We start from the raw sequence: 17,562 nt of genomic DNA, 5'->3' as shown, positions 1-17,562 counted from the left end.
CAGTGGTGCGCAGACCGCACCGGCAGGTTCGGGCATAGTGCCGCCAGCAGCAGGAGACCTCGCTTTGACTTTGGCAGCCCCCACCGACATCCAAGCCCCGCTGGCCCTGATCATCGATCTGGACGGCACCCTGATAGACACCCAAGCCGACTTCGTCGTCGCCTTGAACCTGATGCTGGACGATCTGCGCCTGCCCCATATCGACGGCGCTTTCGTTGCGCAGACGGTGGGCAAGGGCAGCGAGCATCTGGTCGCCCAGACCTTGAAGCAGGTTGACGCTGGCACGAACCGCTTCGAGCTGGCGATGCAGCGCTACCAGCGCCACTATTCTGAAATCAACGGCCGCCATGCCGAGGTCTATCCGGGCGCGCTCGAGGGGCTGCAGCGCTTCGCCGAGCTGGGCCTGCCCATGGCCTGCCTGACCAACAAGCCCACCGATTTCGCCCTGCCGCTGCTCGCGGACAAGGGCCTGTCCCGCTTCTTCAGCCACGTGTTCGGTGGCGATGCCTTCCCGCGCAAGAAGCCCGACCCGCTGCCGCTGATCAAGACCTGCCAGGCGCTTGGCACGGCGCCGGCGCACACCTGGATGGTCGGTGACTCCAGCAACGACGCCCAGGCCGCACGCGCCGCCGGCTGCCCCGTTGTGCTGGTCAGCTACGGCTACAACCATGGCCGGCCGATTCGCGAGGTGGATGCCGATGCCTTCATCGACCGTCTCGACGAGCTGCATTGGAGCTGAAATGCCGACACTGCCCTATCCCGTCATCAACGCCCTCGGGGTGCTGACCAATCCGAACATCGCGCTGGAGGCCGCCAAGGCCGGCACGCAGGACCAGATCGGCGCCTCCGCGACGCAGCGCGTCGATGCCCGGGCGCTGGCGGAGGCACGCGACTCCGGTCTTTCGGCGGTGAACATGACCTTGGGCCACGTCGCCGGGCCCAACGATCCCTACGAGCTGACGCTGCACGACATCCAGGTCTGGGACGAATTCATCGCCACCCATCCTGCCGACCTGCTGAAGGTCATCAGCGCGGCCGACATCCTGGCCGCCCATGCCGGTGGCCGCGCAGGCGTGATCTACGGCTTCCAGAACAGCGAGATGCTGGGCGACGATCTGGAGCGTGTGGCCGAGTTCGCGTCGTTGGGTGTGCGCGTGATGCAGCTGACCTATAACGGCCGCAATCGCATCGCCGACGGCTGCATGGTGGCCGATGACGCTGGTCTCAGCGCCTTCGGCATCGAGGCCGTGGCGCAGATGAATGCCCAGCAGGTGCTGGTGGACCTGAGCCACAGCAGTGAGAAGACCTGCCTGGATGCGCTGCGCCACTCGACCCAGCCCATCGCCATCACCCACACCGGCTGCCGGGCGCTGGCCAACCTGCCGCGCAACAAGACCGATGCCGAGCTGCGCCTGCTGGCGCAGCGCGGGGGCGTGGTCGGCATCTACGCGATGCCCTTTCTGCGCGAGCAAGGCCAGCCGATGGCGGAGGATCTGCTGCTGCACATCGAGCATGCGATCCAGGTCTGCGGCGAAGACCATGTCGGCTTCGGCAGCGACGGCCATGTCACCGCGGTGGACGATATGGTGAGCTATCTGCGCTTTCTGGCCGAGGACGTGGCGCAGCGCAAGCAGTCCGGCATCGGCGCTTCAGGGGAAAGCGCCGCCGTGGTGCTGTTCGCCCCGGACCTGATCGGTCCGACACAGTTCCAGGCGCTGGCGGACATGCTGCAGCGGCGTGGCCACAGCGCCGCCCGTGTCGAGAAGATCCTTGGCGGCAATTTTCTGCGGATGATGCGCGAGGTGTGGGGGGCGTAGCTTGTCTGCCACAAAGCCCTGCTACACTTTTCCCATGTTCACGTCGCGCAAGCACATCACGATAGGGTCTTATGACCGGGGAGCCTGGCCCTGGCGTCGCCCGCTCACAACGCTCTGATGCCAGCGCTGCGCTGAACCCTGCCGGTCACCTCTTGACCGCAGGCGTCGCAAGCCCCGCCGGCATCGCACCGGTGGCTTGCAGGGTCTGCCCCCGCTCCGATCTTCGGGCCACCTCCGACTTGAAAAGATGCCGCGCGATGCCCCGGGCCTTAAGCCTGGGTACCGCGGCCACGGAAGGTTCAGACAGTGATCACCGAACTCGAATTCCAAAGCCTGGCCACCGAAGGCTATAACCGCATCCCGCTGATCGCGGAGGCCTTTGCCGATCTTGAAACCCCGCTCTCGCTGTACCTGAAGCTGGCCGCCTATTCAGGCCAATCCGGCCAGTCGGGCAGCCACCGCAACAGTTTTCTGCTGGAGTCGGTGGTCGGCGGCGAGCGCTTCGGGCGCTACTCCTTCATCGGCCTGCCTTCGCGCACCCTGCTGCGCGCCACCGGCCGCCAGATCGAAGTCGTCACCGACGGCCTGGTCGTCGAGAGCCATGAGGGCAATCCGCTGGACTTCATTGCCGAGTACCAGAAGCGCTTCAAGGTGGCGCTGCGCCCGGGCCTGCCGCGCTTTTGCGGCGGTCTGGCCGGCTACTTCGGCTACGACGCGGTGCGCCATATCGAGCCCAAGCTGGCCGCGACGCACAAGCCCGGCGGCCTGAACACCCCTGACATCCTGCTGCTGCAATGCGAGGAGCTGGCGGTGATCGACAATCTGTCGGGGCGCCTCTACCTGATCGTCTATGCGGACCCGGGCGCGCCCGAGGCCTATTTCCGCGGCAAGAAGCGTCTCACCGAGCTGCGTGACAAACTGGGCTACAGCGTCTCTGCGCCGCAGGTCAAGCGCGTGCAGCAGCATCCGGTGCAGCGCGAGTTCGCCAAGGACGACTACATCGCCGCCGTGCTGAAGGCCAAGGACTACATCGCCGCCGGCGACATGATGCAGGTGCAGGTCGGCCAGCGCCTCTCCAAGCGCTACACCGAGTCGCCGCTGAGCCTGTACCGGGCGCTGCGTTCGCTGAACCCCTCGCCTTATATGTACTTCTACGACCTGGGCGACTTCCAGATCGTCGGCGCCTCGCCCGAGATCCTGGTGCGTCAGGAGCACACGCCGGACGGCCAGAAGGTCACGATCAGGCCCCTGGCCGGCACACGCCCGCGCGGCAACACCATCGAGCAAGACCTGGCCCTTGAAGTCGAGCTGAAGGCCGACCCGAAGGAGCGAGCCGAGCACCTGATGCTGATCGACCTGGCGCGCAACGACATCGGCCGCATCGCCAAGACCGGCAGCGTCAAGGTGACCGATGCCTTCGTCGTCGAGCGCTACTCCCATGTGATGCACATCGTCAGCAATGTCGAGGGCATCCTGCAGGACGGCACAACCAGCCTGGACGTGCTCAAGGCCACCTTCCCGGCAGGCACCTTGACCGGCGCGCCCAAGGTCCGCGCGATGGAAATCATCGACGAGCTGGAGCCGGTCAAGCGCGGCATCTACGGCGGCGCCTGCGGCTACCTGAGCTTTGCTGGCGACATGGACCTGGCCATCGCCATCCGCACCGGCATCATCCAGGATCAGACGCTGTATGTGCAGGCCGCGGCCGGTGTGGTGGCCGACTCCGTTCCCGAGATGGAATGGAGGGAAACGGAAGCGAAAGCCAGGGCACTGATCCGTGCCGCCGAGCTGGTTGAGGAGGGCTTTTAAATGCTGCTGATGATCGACAACTACGACAGCTTCACCTTCAACCTGGTGCAGTACTTCGGCGAGCTGGGTGAGGAGGTCAAGGTCTTCCGCAATGACCAGATCACGCTGGAGGAAATTGCCGCCTTGAAGCCCGACTCGCTGGTGCTGTCGCCCGGCCCCTGCTCGCCGGCCGAGGCCGGTGTTTGCGTGGCGGCCATCCAGCATTTCATCGGCAAGCTGCCGATTCTGGGTGTCTGCCTGGGCCACCAAAGCATTGGTGCGGCGCTGGGCGGCAACATCGTGCGGGCGAAGCAGCAGATGCATGGCAAGGCGAGCACGATCACGACCGACCAGAAGGGCGTGTTCCACGGCCTGCCCAAGGACTTCAGCGTGATCCGCTACCACTCTCTGGTGATCGAGGAGGCCACGATGCCGGCGTCGCTGGAGATCAGCGCTCGCTCCGAGGACGGTGAGATCATGGGTGTGCGCCACACCGCGCTGGCCGGCACGGCCACACCGCTGGAGGGCGTGCAGTTCCATCCCGAATCGATACTCAGCGAGCATGGCCATGCGATGCTGCGCAACTTCCTGCAGAGAGTTCTATGAAGATCATCGATCTACGAAGCGACACCGTCACGCAACCGACACCTGCGATGCGCGAGGCGATGATGGCCGCGCCTCTGGGCGACGATGTGTTCGGCGATGACCCGACGGTCAATGCCTTGCAGGACAAGCTGGCCGCCACCCTGGGCTTCGAGGCCGCGCTGTTCATGCCCACTGGCACGCAGAGCAATCTGTGCGCGCTGATGAGCCACTGCCAGCGCGGCGACGAATACATCGTCGGCCAGATGGCTCACACCTATCGCTGGGAGGGCGGCGGTGCCGCTGTGCTGGGCAGCATCCAGCCGCAGCCGCTGAACCATCAGCCTGATGGCTCGCTGGCCTTGGCCGACATCGAGTCCGCCATCAAGCCCGATGACGCGCACTTTGCCCGCACCCGGCTGCTGGCCTTGGAGAACACCATTGGCGGCAAGGTGTTGCCGCTGAGCTATCTGGCCGCGGCCAGCCACCTGGCGCGCGGCCGCGGCCTGAATGTGCATCTGGACGGCGCGCGGCTGTTCAATGCAGCGGTGGCCATGGGTGGCGACCCCTACGCCCAGGCGCGCACCATCTGCAGCCATTTCGACAGCGTCTCGGTCTGCTTCTCCAAGGGCCTGGGCGCGCCGGTTGGCTCGGTCTTGTGCGGCTCCAAGGCCTTCATCAAGGCGGCCCATCGCTGGCGCAAGATGGCCGGCGGCGGCATGCGCCAGGCCGGCGTCTTGGCCGGCGCTGCGCTGTATGCGCTGGACCACCATGTGCGGCGGCTGGCCGATGACCATGCCCTGGCGCAAACCTTGGCTGAGGGCTTGCAGGGCCTGCCGGGTCTGACGGTGGAACAGCCGCAGACCAATATCGTCTTCGTCGATGTCGCGCCTGAGCGGGCCCAGGGCCTGCTCGACCATCTGAAGTCGCGCGGCGTGCTGGCCACCGGCCTGTACCGGCTGCGCTTTGTCACGCACCTCGATGTCGATGCCGAGGGCGTGCAGCGCGCCGTGGCCGCGATCCGTGAATATTTGAGCTGACCAGGAACCGCCATGCCCATCTCCCACACCGAAGCACTGACCCGCGTCATCGACCACCGCGAGATCTTCCACGACGAGATGCTGTCGCTGATGCGCGCCATCATGAATGGCGAGATGACGCCGGTGATGTCGGCCGCCTTTCTGACCGGCCTGCGCGTGAAGAAGGAAACCATTGGCGAGATCACCGCCGCCGCCCAGGTGATGCGCGAGCTGTCGAACAAGGTGCCGGTGCCGCCTTCACCGCATCTGGTCGACGTGGTCGGCACTGGGGGTGACGGCGCCCATACCTTCAATATTTCGACCTGCTCCATGTTCGTGGCCGCCGCTGCCGGGGCCAAGGTGGCCAAGCATGGCAACCGCAGCGTCTCCAGCAAGACCGGCAGCGCCGATGTGCTGGAAGCGCTGGGTGTCAACATCATGCTCAAGCCCGCGCAGGTGGCTGAGTGCATTGAGCGTACCGGCATCGGCTTCATGTTTGCGCCGAATCACCATCCGGCGATGAAGAACATTGCCCCGGTGCGCCGCGAATTGGGCGTGCGCACGATCTTCAACATCCTGGGCCCGCTGACCAATCCGGCCGGCGCCAACAACATTCTGATGGGTGTGTTCCACCCCGATCTGGTCGGTATCCAGGTGCGCGTGATGCAGCGCCTGGGCGCCGAGCACGCGGTCGTGGTCTATGGCAAGGACGGCATGGACGAGGTGTCGCTGGGCGCCGCGACCATGGTCGGCGAATTGAAGGACGGTCATGTGCGCGAGTACGAGATCCACCCCGAGGACTTCGGTCTGCGCATGGTCTCCAACCGCAGCCTGAAGGTGGACGGACCCGAGCAGTCGCGCGTGATGCTGATTGACGCGCTGAACAATGCCGAGGGTCCGGCGCGCGAGATCGTCACCCTGAACGCGGGCGCGACGCTGTACGCGGCCAATCTCGCCGATTCGATCGCCGAGGGCATCAGCATTGCCCGCGAGGCGATCGCCAGCGGCGCGGCACGAGAGAAGCTCGATCAGTTCGTGCGCGCCACGCAGGAGTTGGGGAGCGCGGCGTGAGCGATATCCTGAACAAGATCATCGAGGTCAAACGCGAGGAGATCTCGGCGGCGCGCCGCAAGCGCGATCTCGCCTCCTTGCGCCGTGATGCCGAGGCCTTGGGCGGCCAGCGCGATTTCGTCGCCAGCCTGCGCCAGCGCATCAAGGCCGGCCAGGCCGGCGTGATCGCCGAGGTGAAGAAGGCCAGCCCCAGCAAAGGCGTGCTGCGCGCCGACTTCCGTCCGGCCGAGATCGCCAGGAGCTATGCCCAGCATGGCGCCGCCTGCTTGAGCGTGCTGACCGATGCGCAGTTCTTCCAGGGCTCGCAGGCCTTTCTGGAGCAGGCCCGCGCCGCCTGCACGCTGCCGGTGCTGCGCAAGGACTTCATGGTCGATGCCTACCAGGTCTATGAGGCGCGGGCGATGGGCGCCGACTGCATCCTGCTGATCGCCGCCTGTCTGGACGATGGCCAGATGGCCGAGCTGGAGGCCCAGGCCCTGGAGCTGGGCATGGCGGTGCTGGTCGAGGTGCATGACGGTCCCGAGCTGGACCGCGCGCTGCGCCTGAAGACGCCCCTGGTGGGCATCAACAACCGCAATCTGCGCACCTTCGAGGTGACCTTGGATACGACCCTGGGCCTGCTCAAGCATGTGCCGGCCGACCGCCTGCTGGTCACCGAGTCCGGCATCCTGGGCCGTGCCGATGTCGAGCGCATGCGCGCCGCCGCGGTGAATGCCTTCCTGGTCGGCGAGGCCTTTATGCGTGCGCCCGAGCCCGGTGCTGCACTGGCCGAGCTGTTCGCCTGATGGGCGTGCAGCAGGCCGACCTGGGGTTGGACGCGCCGAACCGCCTGAGCGCGCCGCTGTCCTCGCTGTTGGGCGGGCTGGATGCCGGCTGGCAGCCGGTGGTCGACGCCTGGCGCGACAGTGCGGCCGGGCAGGGGCTGCTGAGTCATGTCGCTGCGCGACAGGCCCAGGATGCGGTGATCTATCCCACCGACCCTTTGCGTGCGCTGCGCCTGACGCCGCAGGCCGAGACACGCGTCGTCATCCTCGGCCAGGATCCTTATCACGGCCCCGGCCAGGCCGAGGGCCTGGCCTTCTCGGTGCCCGCCGGCCTGAAGCTGCCGCCCAGCCTGCGCAATATCTTCAAGGAGCTGCAGCGCGACCTGGGCCAGCCCCTGCCGGCCAGCGGTCATCTGCTGGCCTGGGCCCAGCGCGGCGTGCTGCTGCTGAACACCTGCCTGACGGTGGAGGATGGCCAGGCCGCCAGCCACGCCAAGCGAGGCTGGGAGGCCCTGACCGACGGGCTGATCGCGGCTGCCGCTGAGCACGCCACGCCCAAGGTCTTCATGCTGTGGGGCGCCCATGCGCAGAGCAAACTAGGGTTGATCGCGGCCAGCGGCCGGGCGCACCTTGTGCTGCAATGCAATCACCCGTCGCCACTGTCGGCCACGCGAGGGCCGGTCCCCTTTGTCGGCTGCGGCCACTTCTCGCAGGCCGCGGCGTTCGTGACGGCGCAGGGCGGCACGCTAGCCTGGTCCTTGTAAGCGCTTGCAAGGCCGGTCCTCCGGGAGGTGGATATCAGCCTATCCAGTGAGATACCAATTGACCATTTGGTTTTTTTGGTACTACACTGGTATTAGATGAGCACCCGAATCCAAACCTCAGCCACGTTCTCGCCGAACGCCGTCAGTTACCTGATCGGCATCGATGGCGGTGGCACCGGCACCCGCGCCCGGCTGGCCACGCGCGACGGCAAGGTGCTGGGCTTCGGCGCTGCCGGGCCCTCCGGCCTGGCCCAGGGCATCGAGCAGGCCTGGACCCATATCGGGCAGGCGATTGTCGCAGCCTTCGCCGATGGCGGCCTGGAGCCGGCGCCGTTGCAGGTCTGTGCGCTGGGCCTGGGTCTGGCGGGCGCCCATCTGGGCAGCCGTGCCAAGGCCTTTCTGGACGCCGCGCCGGCCTATGGCCTGGTCGCCGTCGATACCGATGCCTACACCGCCCTGCTGGGCGCCCATGATGGCCGACCCGGCGCCCTGCTGGCCGCGGGCACCGGCAGCATCGGCGAGGCCTGGCATTTTGATGGCCGCCATCTGTTCGTCAGCGGCTTCGGCTTTGGTGTGGGCGACGAGGGCAGCGGCGCCTGGCTGGGCGTGGAGGCGATGCGTGTCGCCCAACATGCCCAGGACGGCCGCCAGCCCGCCGGCGCGCTGGCCCGGGCCGTCTGGGCGCTGACCGGCCCCGGCCGCGAAGACCTGCTCGCCTGGTGTGCGAATGCCGGCCAGCATGAGTTTGCCCGGCTCGCGCCCCTGGTGTTCGAGGCCGAGGCCAGCGATCCGGTGGCCACGCAACTGCTGGCACGGGCCGTGCATGAGCTCGAATCGGTGGTGCATGCGATGGACCCGGACGGGGTCCTGCCGCTGGCAATCAGCGGCAGCATTGGTCTTCGATTGGCCTCACGCTTCTCAGGCATCATCCAGGCGCGCTGCGTCCAACCGGTCGGCGATTCCGCCGATGGGGCGCTGCGCCTGATCGAGCAAGCGCTCAGCCGAACCCTGTGACGAAAAGCGTGATGAAACAGCCCTTTACCTTCAAGCCCGACGAACGCGCCGCCTCGCCGCTTTATATGCAGCTGGCCCAGAAGCTGGCGCAGGCGATACGCGACAACATCTACAGCGCCGACGAGGCCCTGCCCTCCGAGCGCGTGCTGTCCGAGTCGCTGGGCCTGTCGCGCGTGACCGCGCGCAAGGCCATAGACCGCCTGGTCGAGCAGGGCCTGATCGTGCGCCGCCGTGGTTCGGGCAATTACATCGCCCCGAAGCTGGAGCAGCCGCTTTCGCGCCTGACCAGCTTCTCGGAAGAGCTGGACCAGCGCGGCTTCAAGCCCAGCTCGCGTTGGCTGACCCGCGGCTTCAGCATTGCCGCGCCCGATGAGCAACTGAGCCTGGGCCTGACCACCGGCGAGCGCGTGGCGCGGCTGGAGCGTCTGCGCCTGGCCGACAAGGTGGTGATGGCCTACGAGGTCTCGGTGCTGCCCGAAAGCGTGCTGGCCGACCCCGAGGCGGTGGACGCCTCGCTATATGCCTACCTGTCGCGCAACGGCCGGGCGCCGGTGCGCGCGCTGCAGCACATCCGCGCCATCAATGCCGAGGCCAAGCTGGCCGATCTGCTGGGTGTGCCGCTGGGTCAGGCGGTGCTGTTCATCACCCGCGTGGGCTATCTGGAATCGGGTCAGGCCGTCGAGCTGACCCATTCCTACTGCCGCAGCGACTACTACGACTTTGTGGCGGAAATGAGGCGCGAGGGATGAGTGTTCTGGGACGAGTTGAGGGGCATATCCTGACCCCTCTGGGCTTTGTGCACGGCTATCTGGAGCATGAAGCCGGCCGCGTGCTGCGCATCGAGGGCGATTCGGTCAGCGAATCCCGTGTGCGCCTGGAGGCACTGGCCATCGTCCTGCCCGGCTTCATCGACCTGCATGTGCACGGCGGTGGCGGCCACGACATCATGGAGGGCGGCGAGTCGGCGCAAAGCGTGGCCCGCTCGCACGTCAAGCACGGCACGACGGCGATGCTGGCCACCACGATGACCGCGCCTATGAGCGAGATCGAGGCCGCGATGCGCGGGGTCGGCGCCGTCTGCCGCACCCGAGCCCCCGGTGCGGCACGTCTGCTGGGCGTGCACCTCGAAGGCCCCTACATCAACTCCGGCAAGCTGGGCGCCCAGCCCAATTTCGCCAAGCCCGCCCATCTCGACGAGCTGATGGCCCTGCATGCGCTTGCGCCGATCCGGCTGATCACCCTGGCGCCCGAACTGCCAGGCAATCTGGAGCTGATCGCCCCGCTGCGCGCGGCCGGCTTTCAGGTGCAGATCGGCCACACGCTGGGCACCTACGAAGACGGCGTGGCCGCACTGGCCGAGGGCGCCGGCGGCTTCACCCATCTGTTCAATGCGATGACGGGCATGCACCACCGCGAGCCCGGCATGGTCGGCGCCGCGCTGGCGCACGCCAAGTACTCCGAAATCATCCCCGATCTGCTGCATGCCCATCCGGGCGCGATCCGCGTGGCCCTGCGCGCCATTCCCTGCCTGTTCTGCGTCACCGATTCGACCGCCGCCGCCGGCATGCCCGATGGCGAATACAGCCTGGGCCGCCACCGCGTCACCAAGTGCATGGGCGGTGTGCGCCTGGCCGACGGCACGCTGGCCGGCAGCACGCTGACGATGGACCAGGCGCTGCGCAACCTCGTCGGCCTGGGCCTCGAGATTGAAGACGCTTCGCGCCGCGTATCGACCTACGCGGCCGAGTATTTGGGCCTGGACGACCGCGGCCATCTGGCCCCGGGCACGCAGGCCGATTTTGTGGTGATGGACCGTGACTTGCAGCTGCAACGCGTGGTCGTTGAAGGAGAAGAGATTGACCTCGCTTGAAACCGGCGCCTCGCGCATGCTGCAAGAAGCGCTGTTCGCGCCGCAGGCCGTGGCCCGCATGCTGGCCAATGACGCGGATGCCTATGCCGCCCTGGGCCGTTCGCTGCGCGAGCAGCCGCCCGCCGCGCTGCTGACCGTGGCCCGCGGCAGCTCGGACCACGCCGCTCACTACATGGCCTATCTGATCATGGCGCGGCTGGGCCGGCTGGTCACCTCGCTGCCGATGTCGGTCGTCACCTTGTACCAATCGCAGCTGGTCTGCGAGGGCATTGTCTCGCTGGCCTTCTCGCAATCGGGCCAGAGCCCCGACCTGGTGGCGCCGACGAAGTTCTTCCGTGCCGGCGGCGCCCGCACCGTGGCCTTCGTCAATGACCCGGCCTCGCCGCTGGCCCAGGCCTCGCAATTCGTCTTTCCGCTGCATGCGGGGGCCGAGACCAGCGTGGCCGCGACCAAGAGCTATATCGCTCAGCTGGTGGCCGGCGCGCGCGTCGTTGCCGCCTGGTCAGGCGACGATGATTTGCTGGCCGCGCTGCAGCAGCTGCCCGAGGCGCTGGAACGCGCTGCGCACCAGGACTGGTGCGTCGCCGTCGATGTGTTGAAGGACGCCGACCGCCTGTTCGTCATCGGCCGCGGCACCAGCCTGCCGATCGCCCAGGAGGCGGCGCTGAAGTTCAAGGAGACCTGCGGCATCCAGGCCGAGGCCTTCTCCGGCGCCGAGGTCAAGCATGGCCCGATGGCGCTGGTAGAGGAGGGCTATCCGATGCTGGTGTTCGCGCCGCGCGGCCCGACCCAGGCCAGCCTGATCGCGCTGGCCGAGGACATGCGCGGCCGTGGCGCCCGTGTGCTGCTGGCCGCGCCCGAGGGCACGCCCGGCGCCGAGCTTCCTTTGGCCACCACCGGCAACGAGGACCTCGATCCGATCGCCGCGGTGCAGAGCTTTTATCCGATGGTCGAGGCGCTGGCCCGAGCCCGGGGTCTGAACCCCGACCAGCCGCGCCATCTGGCCAAGGTCACGAAGACGCATTGATTGATCGACGACGGCGGCCGGCTTCGGTCGCCGCCGGGTTTGTTTTTTTGCCGGCCCGCCGCAAGCGCGCGACCGGCCCGTCCCCACCTGCCCCGGGTTTGCACATGAACGCCAGCACCACGACCTCACAGCTTCTCAGCCCCGCGGCATTGGCCGGCCCCCTGGTGATGGTGGACATGGAGGGCACCAGCCTCAGCGCCGCCCAGGCGGAGTTCCTGCGTCGCCACCAGATCCGTGGCGTATGCCTGTTCCGCAAGAACCTGGGCACCGAGGCCGAGGTGCGCAAGCTGACCCAAGACCTGCGCGAGGTGCTGGGCCCGCAGGCGCTGATCGGCCTCGATCAGGAGGGCGGCTCGGTGGCCCGCGCCACCTTCCTGCCGCAGGCACCGTCGGCGATGGCGCTGGGCGCGGCCGATGACGAGGCGCTGGCCGAGGCCGTTGGCGCGGCCGTGGCGCGCGGGCTGCGCAGCATAGGCATCAACTGGAATTTCGCGCCGGTGCTGGACGTCAACAACAACCCGGCCAATCCGGTCATTGCCGAGCGCAGCTTCTCGCAGGACCCGGCCGCCGTGGCCCGCCTGGCCGGCGCCTGGATGCGAGGCTCGCTGCGTGAAGGCGTGGGTTGCTGCGTCAAGCACTTCCCCGGCCATGGCGACACCCACGTCGATTCGCATCTGGCCCTGCCCACCGTCGACAAATCGCGCGCCGAGCTCGATGCGCTGGAGCTGCTGCCCTTCAAGGCGCTACAAAGTCAGGCGCCGGCGGTGATGACGGCCCATATCGTCTATCCGCAGATCGACCCCGAGCATCCGGCCACGCTGTCGAAGAAGGTGCTGGGCGGCATCCTGCGCGACGAGTGGGGCTATGACGGCGTGGTCATCACCGACGCGCTGATGATGAAGGCCATCTTCGAGCGCTATGGCTACGACCGCGCCGCGGTGATGGCCCTGCAGGCCGGTGTCGATATGGTGCTGGCCCAGGGCTCGCTGGAGGAGCAGACCGCCTCGGTGCAGGCGCTGACCGCCGCCTTTGCCAACGGCACGCTGAGCGCCGAGCAGGGCCTGCGCGCCCGCGCCCGGCTCGATGCACTGGCCGCCGCCTACCCAGTGCGCCATGACGACTATGCTGCCGAGTCGCGCGACCGCGATGACCAGCTGATGCGCCGCGCCTGGGCCAGCGGCCTGACGGCTCTGGGCGAGGCCAAGGCGCCCGCCCTGGCCCAGCGCCTGCGCGTCTACACGCAGGCCAGCGTGCCCGGCGACGGCGTATCCGAGGCCGGCCCTTCGGGCGAGCAGGTGGCCTCGTTGTTCGAGGGCTTTGCCGATGTCGAACTGCTGGCGCTGGACGATATCGATCAGCTGGACTGGGCTCAGGTGCCGCAGGACGGCCGCTTCACCATCCTCGCCTCCAACCACCGCGCGCGCTACCCCGCCGCCGCGGCCGCCTGGCGGCCCGATCTGCATCTGGTGCTGTGGAACCCCTTCCAGGCGCTGGACGTGACGGCACGCGCCGTCGTCACTTGGGGCTATGCCGATGGCGCGCTGGCCGCGCTGAAGGCCTGGCTGCACGGCGAAGCCGCCGCGACGGCCACCTCGCCGGTGGCATTGGCCGCCGCCTGATCCTTCCTCACCTCATTCATCACCCGGGATCTTCGCCATGCAAAGCCCTGCCAGCCCCAAGCGCTCCCCCATTAGCTGGATCTCGAGCCTGTACTTTGTGCAGGGCATGCAGTTCTTCGTCGTCATGCTGATCGCCGGCCTGATGTTCAAGAACATGGGCGTGCCCAATGACCAGATCGCACGCTGGACTGGGCTCTTGGGCCTGGCCTGGGCGATCAAGCCGCTGTGGAGTCCGTTCCTGGAGATGGCGCGCAGCAAGAAGCTGATCGTCGTGGCGATGCAGTTCACCGGGGCTGTTGGACTGGGGCTGATGGCGGTGGCCTTGCAGCTCCCAATCTGGTTCGGCGCCAGCATTGCCGTGCTCTTTTTGCTGGCCTATGCCTCGGCCACCCACGACATCGCCTGCGACGGCCTGTACATGGCCTCGCTGGACGCCAAGCAGCAGGCCGCCTATGCCGGCTGGAACGGCGCCTTCTTCAATGCCTCGAAGTTCCTGACCCTGGGCGGGCTGCTGGTGCTGGCCGGCTATCTGGAGAAACAGATCGGTGTGTTCAACGCCTGGTCGACGATCTTCGTGCTGCTGGCCGTGCTGCTGGCGCTGCTGGCCAGCTACAACGCCTGGGCCCTGCCGGGCACCCTGAACACCGACCATGCCGATCTGACCGCCGCCAGCGTGACCAAGACCCTGGTCGAGGTGGTGACCGACTTTCTGAAGAAGCCCGGCATCTGGATGGCCATCCTGTTCATCGTGCTGTTCCGCTTCGCGGAGGGCCAGGTGCAGACCATAGGCCCGCTGTTCCTGATCGAGGCCCGTGACAAGGGCGGCCTGGGCCTGACCACCGAGCAGGTCGGCGGCATCTACGGCACGGTGGGCACCGGCGCCTTCCTGGTCGGCAGCATCCTGGGCGGCTACTTCACCTCCTGGCTGAGCCTGAAGCGGGCCATGCCCATCCTGATCCTGATGATGGCCGTGCCCAACGTCGTCTTCTACTACCTGAGCATCGGTCTGCCGACCGATATGTTCCATATCGGCCTGGCCGTCGGCGTCGAGATGTTCGGCTACGGTTTCGGCTTCGTCGGCATGATTCTGTACATCATGCAGGCGGTGGCGCCGGGCAAGTTCCAGACCGCCCACTATGCGCTCGGCTCGGGCGTGATGCAGCTGGGCTTCATCCTCTCCAAGACCATCAGTGGCGACATCCAGCTGGCCATGGGCTACCAGCAGTTCTTCCTCTGGACCATTGTCTGCGGAGCGCCGGCGCTGATACTGATGTTCTTCGTCAAGATCCCGGGCGGCAAGCATGGCGAGGCGGCCGCCGCGGCCGACGGCAACGCCGTCCAGCAGGCCTGAGTGTCCATGTCCGGCCGCCACCTGCTCCTGCCCGCGCTGCTGTGCCTGGGCCTGATGAACGCATCGGCCCAGGCCGCCGAGCTCTTTTTCGATGACTTCAGCTACGTCGACACGGCGGCGCTGACCGCACAGGGCTGGACCCTGCGCAGCAAGGCCGGCCATCCGGGAATCCCCGGGGCGGCCTGGGCAGAGTCAGCCATCTCCGTGGTGGACGATGGCCGGCCACAGGGCAACCGCCTGTTGCGCCTGCAGGCCAGCACCGATGGCACCGGTCCGGGCACGCGCCAGGCCCAGCTGTGCCACCAGCGCAAGTATCTGGAAGGCACGTATGCCGCGCGCATACGCTTCACCGACACGCCGGTATCGGGTGTCGACGGCGACCCCATCATCCAGACCTTCTATGCCGTCAGCCCGCTGCGGTTTGACTTCGACCCCCAGTTCAGCGAACTCGACTGGGAGTACCTGGCCAATGGCGGCTGGGCCAGCGAGAAGACGCGGCTGTATGGCATCAGCTGGCAGACGGTGAGGCTGGATCCCTGGCAATCGCACAACCAGGCGCATGAGGAGTTCGTGCAGCTCGGCGCGGCTGATGGGCAACAGGGCTGGCATGTGCTGATGATGCAGGTGGCCGAGGGCCGCACGCGCTGGTTCCTCGACGGGCGCCAGCTGGTCCAGCACGGCGGTCGCAACTACCCTGTTGTGCCGATGTCGATCAACTTCAACCTCTGGTTCTCGCCGGGCGGCCTGCTGCCGCAGAGCGCCGAGCCTCGCGTCTATCAGCAGGATGTGGATTGGGTGCTGCATGCCCGCAATGTTGTCTTGACGTCGGACCAGGTGCTGGCCCAGGTGAGCACGCTGCGCCGGGCCGGCACTGCGCGGCTGGACCAGGTGCCACCGGCCCAGCCCGCGCTGGACAGCCGCTGCGACTTCTGAGCGCTATCACGATGAGCAAAGCCGCAAGTCCGCGCCTGGCCTCGGTCGATGCGCTGCGCGGCCTGGCCGTGGCCGCGATGCTGCTGGTCAACAACCCGGGCGACTGGAGCCATGTCTATGCGCCGCTGGAGCATGCGTCCTGGCATGGCTGCACGCCGACCGATCTGATCTTCCCCTTCTTCCTGTTCATCGTTGGCGTCTCGCTGGCGCTGAGCCTGGGCCCGCGGGTCGAGGCCGGCTTGCCGCCTGCACCGCTGGCGCGCGGCGTGCTGGAGCGGGCGCTGCGCATCTTCGTGCTCGGCCTGGTGCTGCACCTGCTCGCCTGGTGGCTGATGAACAAGCCGGAGTTCCGTCTGCTCGGCGTGCTGCAGCGCATAGGCCTGTGCTTCGCGCTGACGGGCGGGGTGCTGCTGTACTGCCGCGCTCGCACGCAGTGGCTTTTGCTTTTGGCGCTGCTGGGCATGCATGGCGCGCTGCTGCTGGGCGGCGGCACGCTGGACAAGGCCGGCAGCCTGGCCGCGCGGGTGGATTCGGCTGTGCTCGGCCGCTTCGCCTACGAATGGAATGGCCAGTCGGCCTTCGACCCCGAGGGCATTGTCTCGACCCTGGGCGCGCTGTGCACCTGCCTGCTGGGCCTGCGTGCCGGCGAGATGCTGCGGCGCGGTCGGCTGATGCAGTTGAGCCTGCTGGGCATTGCCGGGCTGGTGCTGGGCTATGCGCTGACCCCCTGGCTGCCGTTCAACAAGCAGCTGTGGACCAGCAGCTTCGTGCTCTGGACCGGCGGCTGGGCCTGCCTGACCCTGGCCCTGGCCCATCACCTCATCGACAAGCGCGGCTGGCCGGCGCTGGGCCGCAGCTTCGGCGTCAACGCCATCGCCGCCTATGCAGGCGCCTGGATGTGCACCGTGCTGCTGGAGGGCCTGGGCCTGATGACTCCGCTGTACGCCTGGGCCTTTGGCGGCATCCAGCAGGGCTGGGGCCCTGAGCAGGCCTCGCTGGCTTTTGCGCTGGCCTTCGTCGCGGTTTGGGGGGGAACAGTCCGCCTGCTCGACCGACGCGGCGTGTACATCAAGGTCTGAGCCTTCGCGGCTAATATCGGCCGGCGCCTCTGCCTTTGCCTTCCATGGGTGCTGCTACATGACCGACCCCTATTCGATCCGAATGCCGCCCGACATCCAGTCGGTGATGGTCGGCGACCACCAACTGGTCTTCATCGACGACTTCCTGGAGCATCCCGAGGCCCTGCTCGACGCCGCCTGCCAGAGCACCTTCGAGCCGACGCCCGGCTTCGAGGAGCGAAAAGGCTATCCCGGTGTGCGTGCGACAGCGCCGGCGGAGTACTCATCTGAGCTCAACGGGCTGCTGGATCCGCTGATCAGGCTGAATTTCCAGGTGCCCGAGCACCTGGGGGTTCACAAGAGCGCCTGCTCCTTCTCGCTGACCACCGTGCCGCCCGACCATCTGGGGCCTCTGCAGCGCACACCGCACTTCGATTCCAGCACACCCCATCACATGGCCGTGCTGCTCTATCTGTGCGGCCCCGAGCATGGCGGCACCGGCTTCTATCGCCACAGGGCCACCGGCCTGCAGCAGATCACGCCTGAGACGCTGGACCGCTACTCGGATGCCTATTGCGGTGAGATCGAGCGCGTGCCGCCGCCGCCGCGCTACTTCGATGACTCGGACGAACACTTCAGCTTCCTGGGCATGATCCCGGCCCGCTTCAACCGGCTGGTGGTCTACTCCGGCAGCCTGTTGCACACCGCCTGCATCAACCCCGGGCTGAGCATCAGCAGCGATCCTCGCCAGGGGCGCCTGACGGTCAACACCTTCTACGACTTCTTCTAGGGAGGGTCTGCACAACCCCCGGGCAAATCAGCTACCGCGAAGCTTGAATGGCTGCGACGATTCAGGTCATGAAGCAAGCAAGTCTTGGACTGGGG

The 17,562-nt window shown here is 67.3% G+C and carries 17 protein-coding genes; all 17 read left to right on the top strand.

The annotated features are described in order from the left end of the window. Nucleotides 1-70 precede the first annotated feature (70 nt). Nucleotides 71-739, top strand: coding sequence for a phosphoglycolate phosphatase (gene gph / locus DES47_RS21960; RefSeq protein ID WP_133703058.1), 669 nt, complete (start codon nt 71-73; stop codon nt 737-739). A gap of 1 nt (nt 740) precedes the next feature. Then, nucleotides 741-1,817 carry a dipeptidase gene (locus DES47_RS21955; RefSeq protein ID WP_133702914.1) on the top strand — a complete coding sequence of 359 codons (1,077 nt, stop codon included), beginning with the start codon at nt 741-743 and terminating at the stop codon, nt 1,815-1,817. 306 nt (nt 1,818-2,123) lie between these two features. After that, nucleotides 2,124-3,626, top strand: a complete 1,503-nt coding sequence (trpE, locus tag DES47_RS21950) for an anthranilate synthase component I (protein WP_133702913.1) — start codon at nt 2,124-2,126, stop codon at nt 3,624-3,626. Then, on the top strand, nt 3,627-4,211 hold the full coding sequence (locus DES47_RS21945) for an aminodeoxychorismate/anthranilate synthase component II (protein ID WP_133702912.1): 585 nt from the start codon (nt 3,627-3,629) through the stop codon (nt 4,209-4,211). Further along, nucleotides 4,208-5,227: a low-specificity L-threonine aldolase gene (ltaE, locus tag DES47_RS21940; RefSeq protein WP_133702911.1), complete on the top strand. Its 1,020-nt coding sequence runs from the start codon at nt 4,208-4,210 to the stop codon at nt 5,225-5,227. The genes DES47_RS21945 and ltaE overlap by 4 nt, the downstream gene beginning before the upstream one ends. A 12-nt stretch (nt 5,228-5,239) precedes the next feature. Further along, nucleotides 5,240-6,277, top strand: a complete 1,038-nt coding sequence (gene trpD, locus DES47_RS21935; RefSeq protein WP_133702910.1) for an anthranilate phosphoribosyltransferase — start codon at nt 5,240-5,242, stop codon at nt 6,275-6,277. Next, the gene (gene trpC, locus DES47_RS21930; RefSeq protein WP_133702909.1) at nt 6,274-7,062 is read left to right on the top strand and encodes an indole-3-glycerol phosphate synthase TrpC; all 789 of its coding nucleotides are present in this window, start codon (nt 6,274-6,276) and stop codon (nt 7,060-7,062) included. Before trpD ends, trpC begins: the two co-directional genes overlap by 4 nt. Next, nucleotides 7,062-7,805, top strand: a complete 744-nt coding sequence (locus DES47_RS21925) for a uracil-DNA glycosylase (RefSeq protein WP_133702908.1) — start codon at nt 7,062-7,064, stop codon at nt 7,803-7,805. The genes trpC and DES47_RS21925 overlap by 1 nt, the downstream gene beginning before the upstream one ends. A gap of 96 nt (nt 7,806-7,901) precedes the next feature. Continuing rightward, nucleotides 7,902-8,819, top strand: coding sequence for a glucosamine kinase nucleotide-binding domain-containing protein (locus tag DES47_RS21920; RefSeq protein WP_133702907.1), 918 nt, complete (start codon nt 7,902-7,904; stop codon nt 8,817-8,819). Between the two features lie 11 nt (nt 8,820-8,830). Then, a complete protein-coding gene (locus DES47_RS21915) occupies nt 8,831-9,568 on the top strand; it encodes a GntR family transcriptional regulator (protein ID WP_133702906.1) in 738 nt (245 codons plus the stop codon). Then, a complete protein-coding gene (gene nagA / locus DES47_RS21910; RefSeq protein WP_133702905.1) occupies nt 9,565-10,689 on the top strand; it encodes an N-acetylglucosamine-6-phosphate deacetylase in 1,125 nt (374 codons plus the stop codon). Before DES47_RS21915 ends, nagA begins: the two co-directional genes overlap by 4 nt. Nucleotides 10,690-10,705: 16 nt before the next feature. Beyond that, the gene (locus tag DES47_RS21905; RefSeq protein ID WP_133703057.1) at nt 10,706-11,716 is read left to right on the top strand and encodes an SIS domain-containing protein; all 1,011 of its coding nucleotides are present in this window, start codon (nt 10,706-10,708) and stop codon (nt 11,714-11,716) included. Between the two features lie 104 nt (nt 11,717-11,820). Continuing rightward, entirely contained in the window at nt 11,821-13,335 is a 1,515-nt protein-coding gene (nagZ, locus tag DES47_RS21900; RefSeq protein ID WP_243748423.1) for a beta-N-acetylhexosaminidase, read from the top strand. A 37-nt stretch (nt 13,336-13,372) separates the two neighbouring features. After that, complete coding sequence (locus tag DES47_RS21895; protein WP_133702904.1) at nt 13,373-14,686, top strand: MFS transporter; 1,314 nt, start codon at nt 13,373-13,375, stop codon at nt 14,684-14,686. A gap of 6 nt (nt 14,687-14,692) precedes the next feature. Beyond that, complete coding sequence (locus DES47_RS21890; RefSeq protein ID WP_133702903.1) at nt 14,693-15,619, top strand: glycoside hydrolase family 16 protein; 927 nt, start codon at nt 14,693-14,695, stop codon at nt 15,617-15,619. 11 nt (nt 15,620-15,630) lie between these two features. Beyond that, nucleotides 15,631-16,698, top strand: a complete 1,068-nt coding sequence (locus tag DES47_RS21885; RefSeq protein ID WP_133702902.1) for an acyltransferase family protein — start codon at nt 15,631-15,633, stop codon at nt 16,696-16,698. 58 nt (nt 16,699-16,756) lie between these two features. Beyond that, on the top strand, nt 16,757-17,467 hold the full coding sequence (locus DES47_RS21880; protein ID WP_208115083.1) for a DUF6445 family protein: 711 nt from the start codon (nt 16,757-16,759) through the stop codon (nt 17,465-17,467). Nucleotides 17,468-17,562: the final 95 nt, after the last annotated feature.

Source organism: Roseateles toxinivorans (assembly GCF_004362525.1).
In the GTDB taxonomy this organism is placed as follows: Bacteria; Pseudomonadota; Gammaproteobacteria; order Burkholderiales; family Burkholderiaceae_C; genus Paucibacter; species Paucibacter toxinivorans.
Note: the sequence above shows the minus strand (reverse complement) of the source record. Positions and strands in the feature narration are given on the sequence as shown.

What these genes read in the sequence shown, in the direction of transcription:
- DES47_RS21955 (WP_133702914.1), top strand. Translation starts at nt 741, where the DNA reads ATGCCGACACTGCCCTATCCCGTCATCAACGCCCTCGGGGTGCTGACC.
- DES47_RS21945 (WP_133702912.1), top strand. Translation starts at nt 3,627, where the DNA reads ATGCTGCTGATGATCGACAACTACGACAGCTTCACCTTCAACCTGGTG.
- ltaE (WP_133702911.1), top strand. Translation starts at nt 4,208, where the DNA reads ATGAAGATCATCGATCTACGAAGCGACACCGTCACGCAACCGACACCT.
- trpD (WP_133702910.1), top strand. Translation starts at nt 5,240, where the DNA reads ATGCCCATCTCCCACACCGAAGCACTGACCCGCGTCATCGACCACCGC.
- DES47_RS21925 (WP_133702908.1), top strand. Translation starts at nt 7,062, where the DNA reads ATGGGCGTGCAGCAGGCCGACCTGGGGTTGGACGCGCCGAACCGCCTG.
- DES47_RS21920 (WP_133702907.1), top strand. Translation starts at nt 7,902, where the DNA reads ATGAGCACCCGAATCCAAACCTCAGCCACGTTCTCGCCGAACGCCGTC.
- DES47_RS21915 (WP_133702906.1), top strand. Translation starts at nt 8,831, where the DNA reads ATGAAACAGCCCTTTACCTTCAAGCCCGACGAACGCGCCGCCTCGCCG.
- nagA (WP_133702905.1), top strand. Translation starts at nt 9,565, where the DNA reads ATGAGTGTTCTGGGACGAGTTGAGGGGCATATCCTGACCCCTCTGGGC.
- DES47_RS21905 (WP_133703057.1), top strand. Translation starts at nt 10,706, where the DNA reads ATGCTGCAAGAAGCGCTGTTCGCGCCGCAGGCCGTGGCCCGCATGCTG.
- nagZ (WP_243748423.1), top strand. Translation starts at nt 11,821, where the DNA reads ATGAACGCCAGCACCACGACCTCACAGCTTCTCAGCCCCGCGGCATTG.
- DES47_RS21895 (WP_133702904.1), top strand. Translation starts at nt 13,373, where the DNA reads ATGCAAAGCCCTGCCAGCCCCAAGCGCTCCCCCATTAGCTGGATCTCG.
- DES47_RS21890 (WP_133702903.1), top strand. Translation starts at nt 14,693, where the DNA reads ATGTCCGGCCGCCACCTGCTCCTGCCCGCGCTGCTGTGCCTGGGCCTG.
- DES47_RS21885 (WP_133702902.1), top strand. Translation starts at nt 15,631, where the DNA reads ATGAGCAAAGCCGCAAGTCCGCGCCTGGCCTCGGTCGATGCGCTGCGC.
- DES47_RS21880 (WP_208115083.1), top strand. Translation starts at nt 16,757, where the DNA reads ATGACCGACCCCTATTCGATCCGAATGCCGCCCGACATCCAGTCGGTG.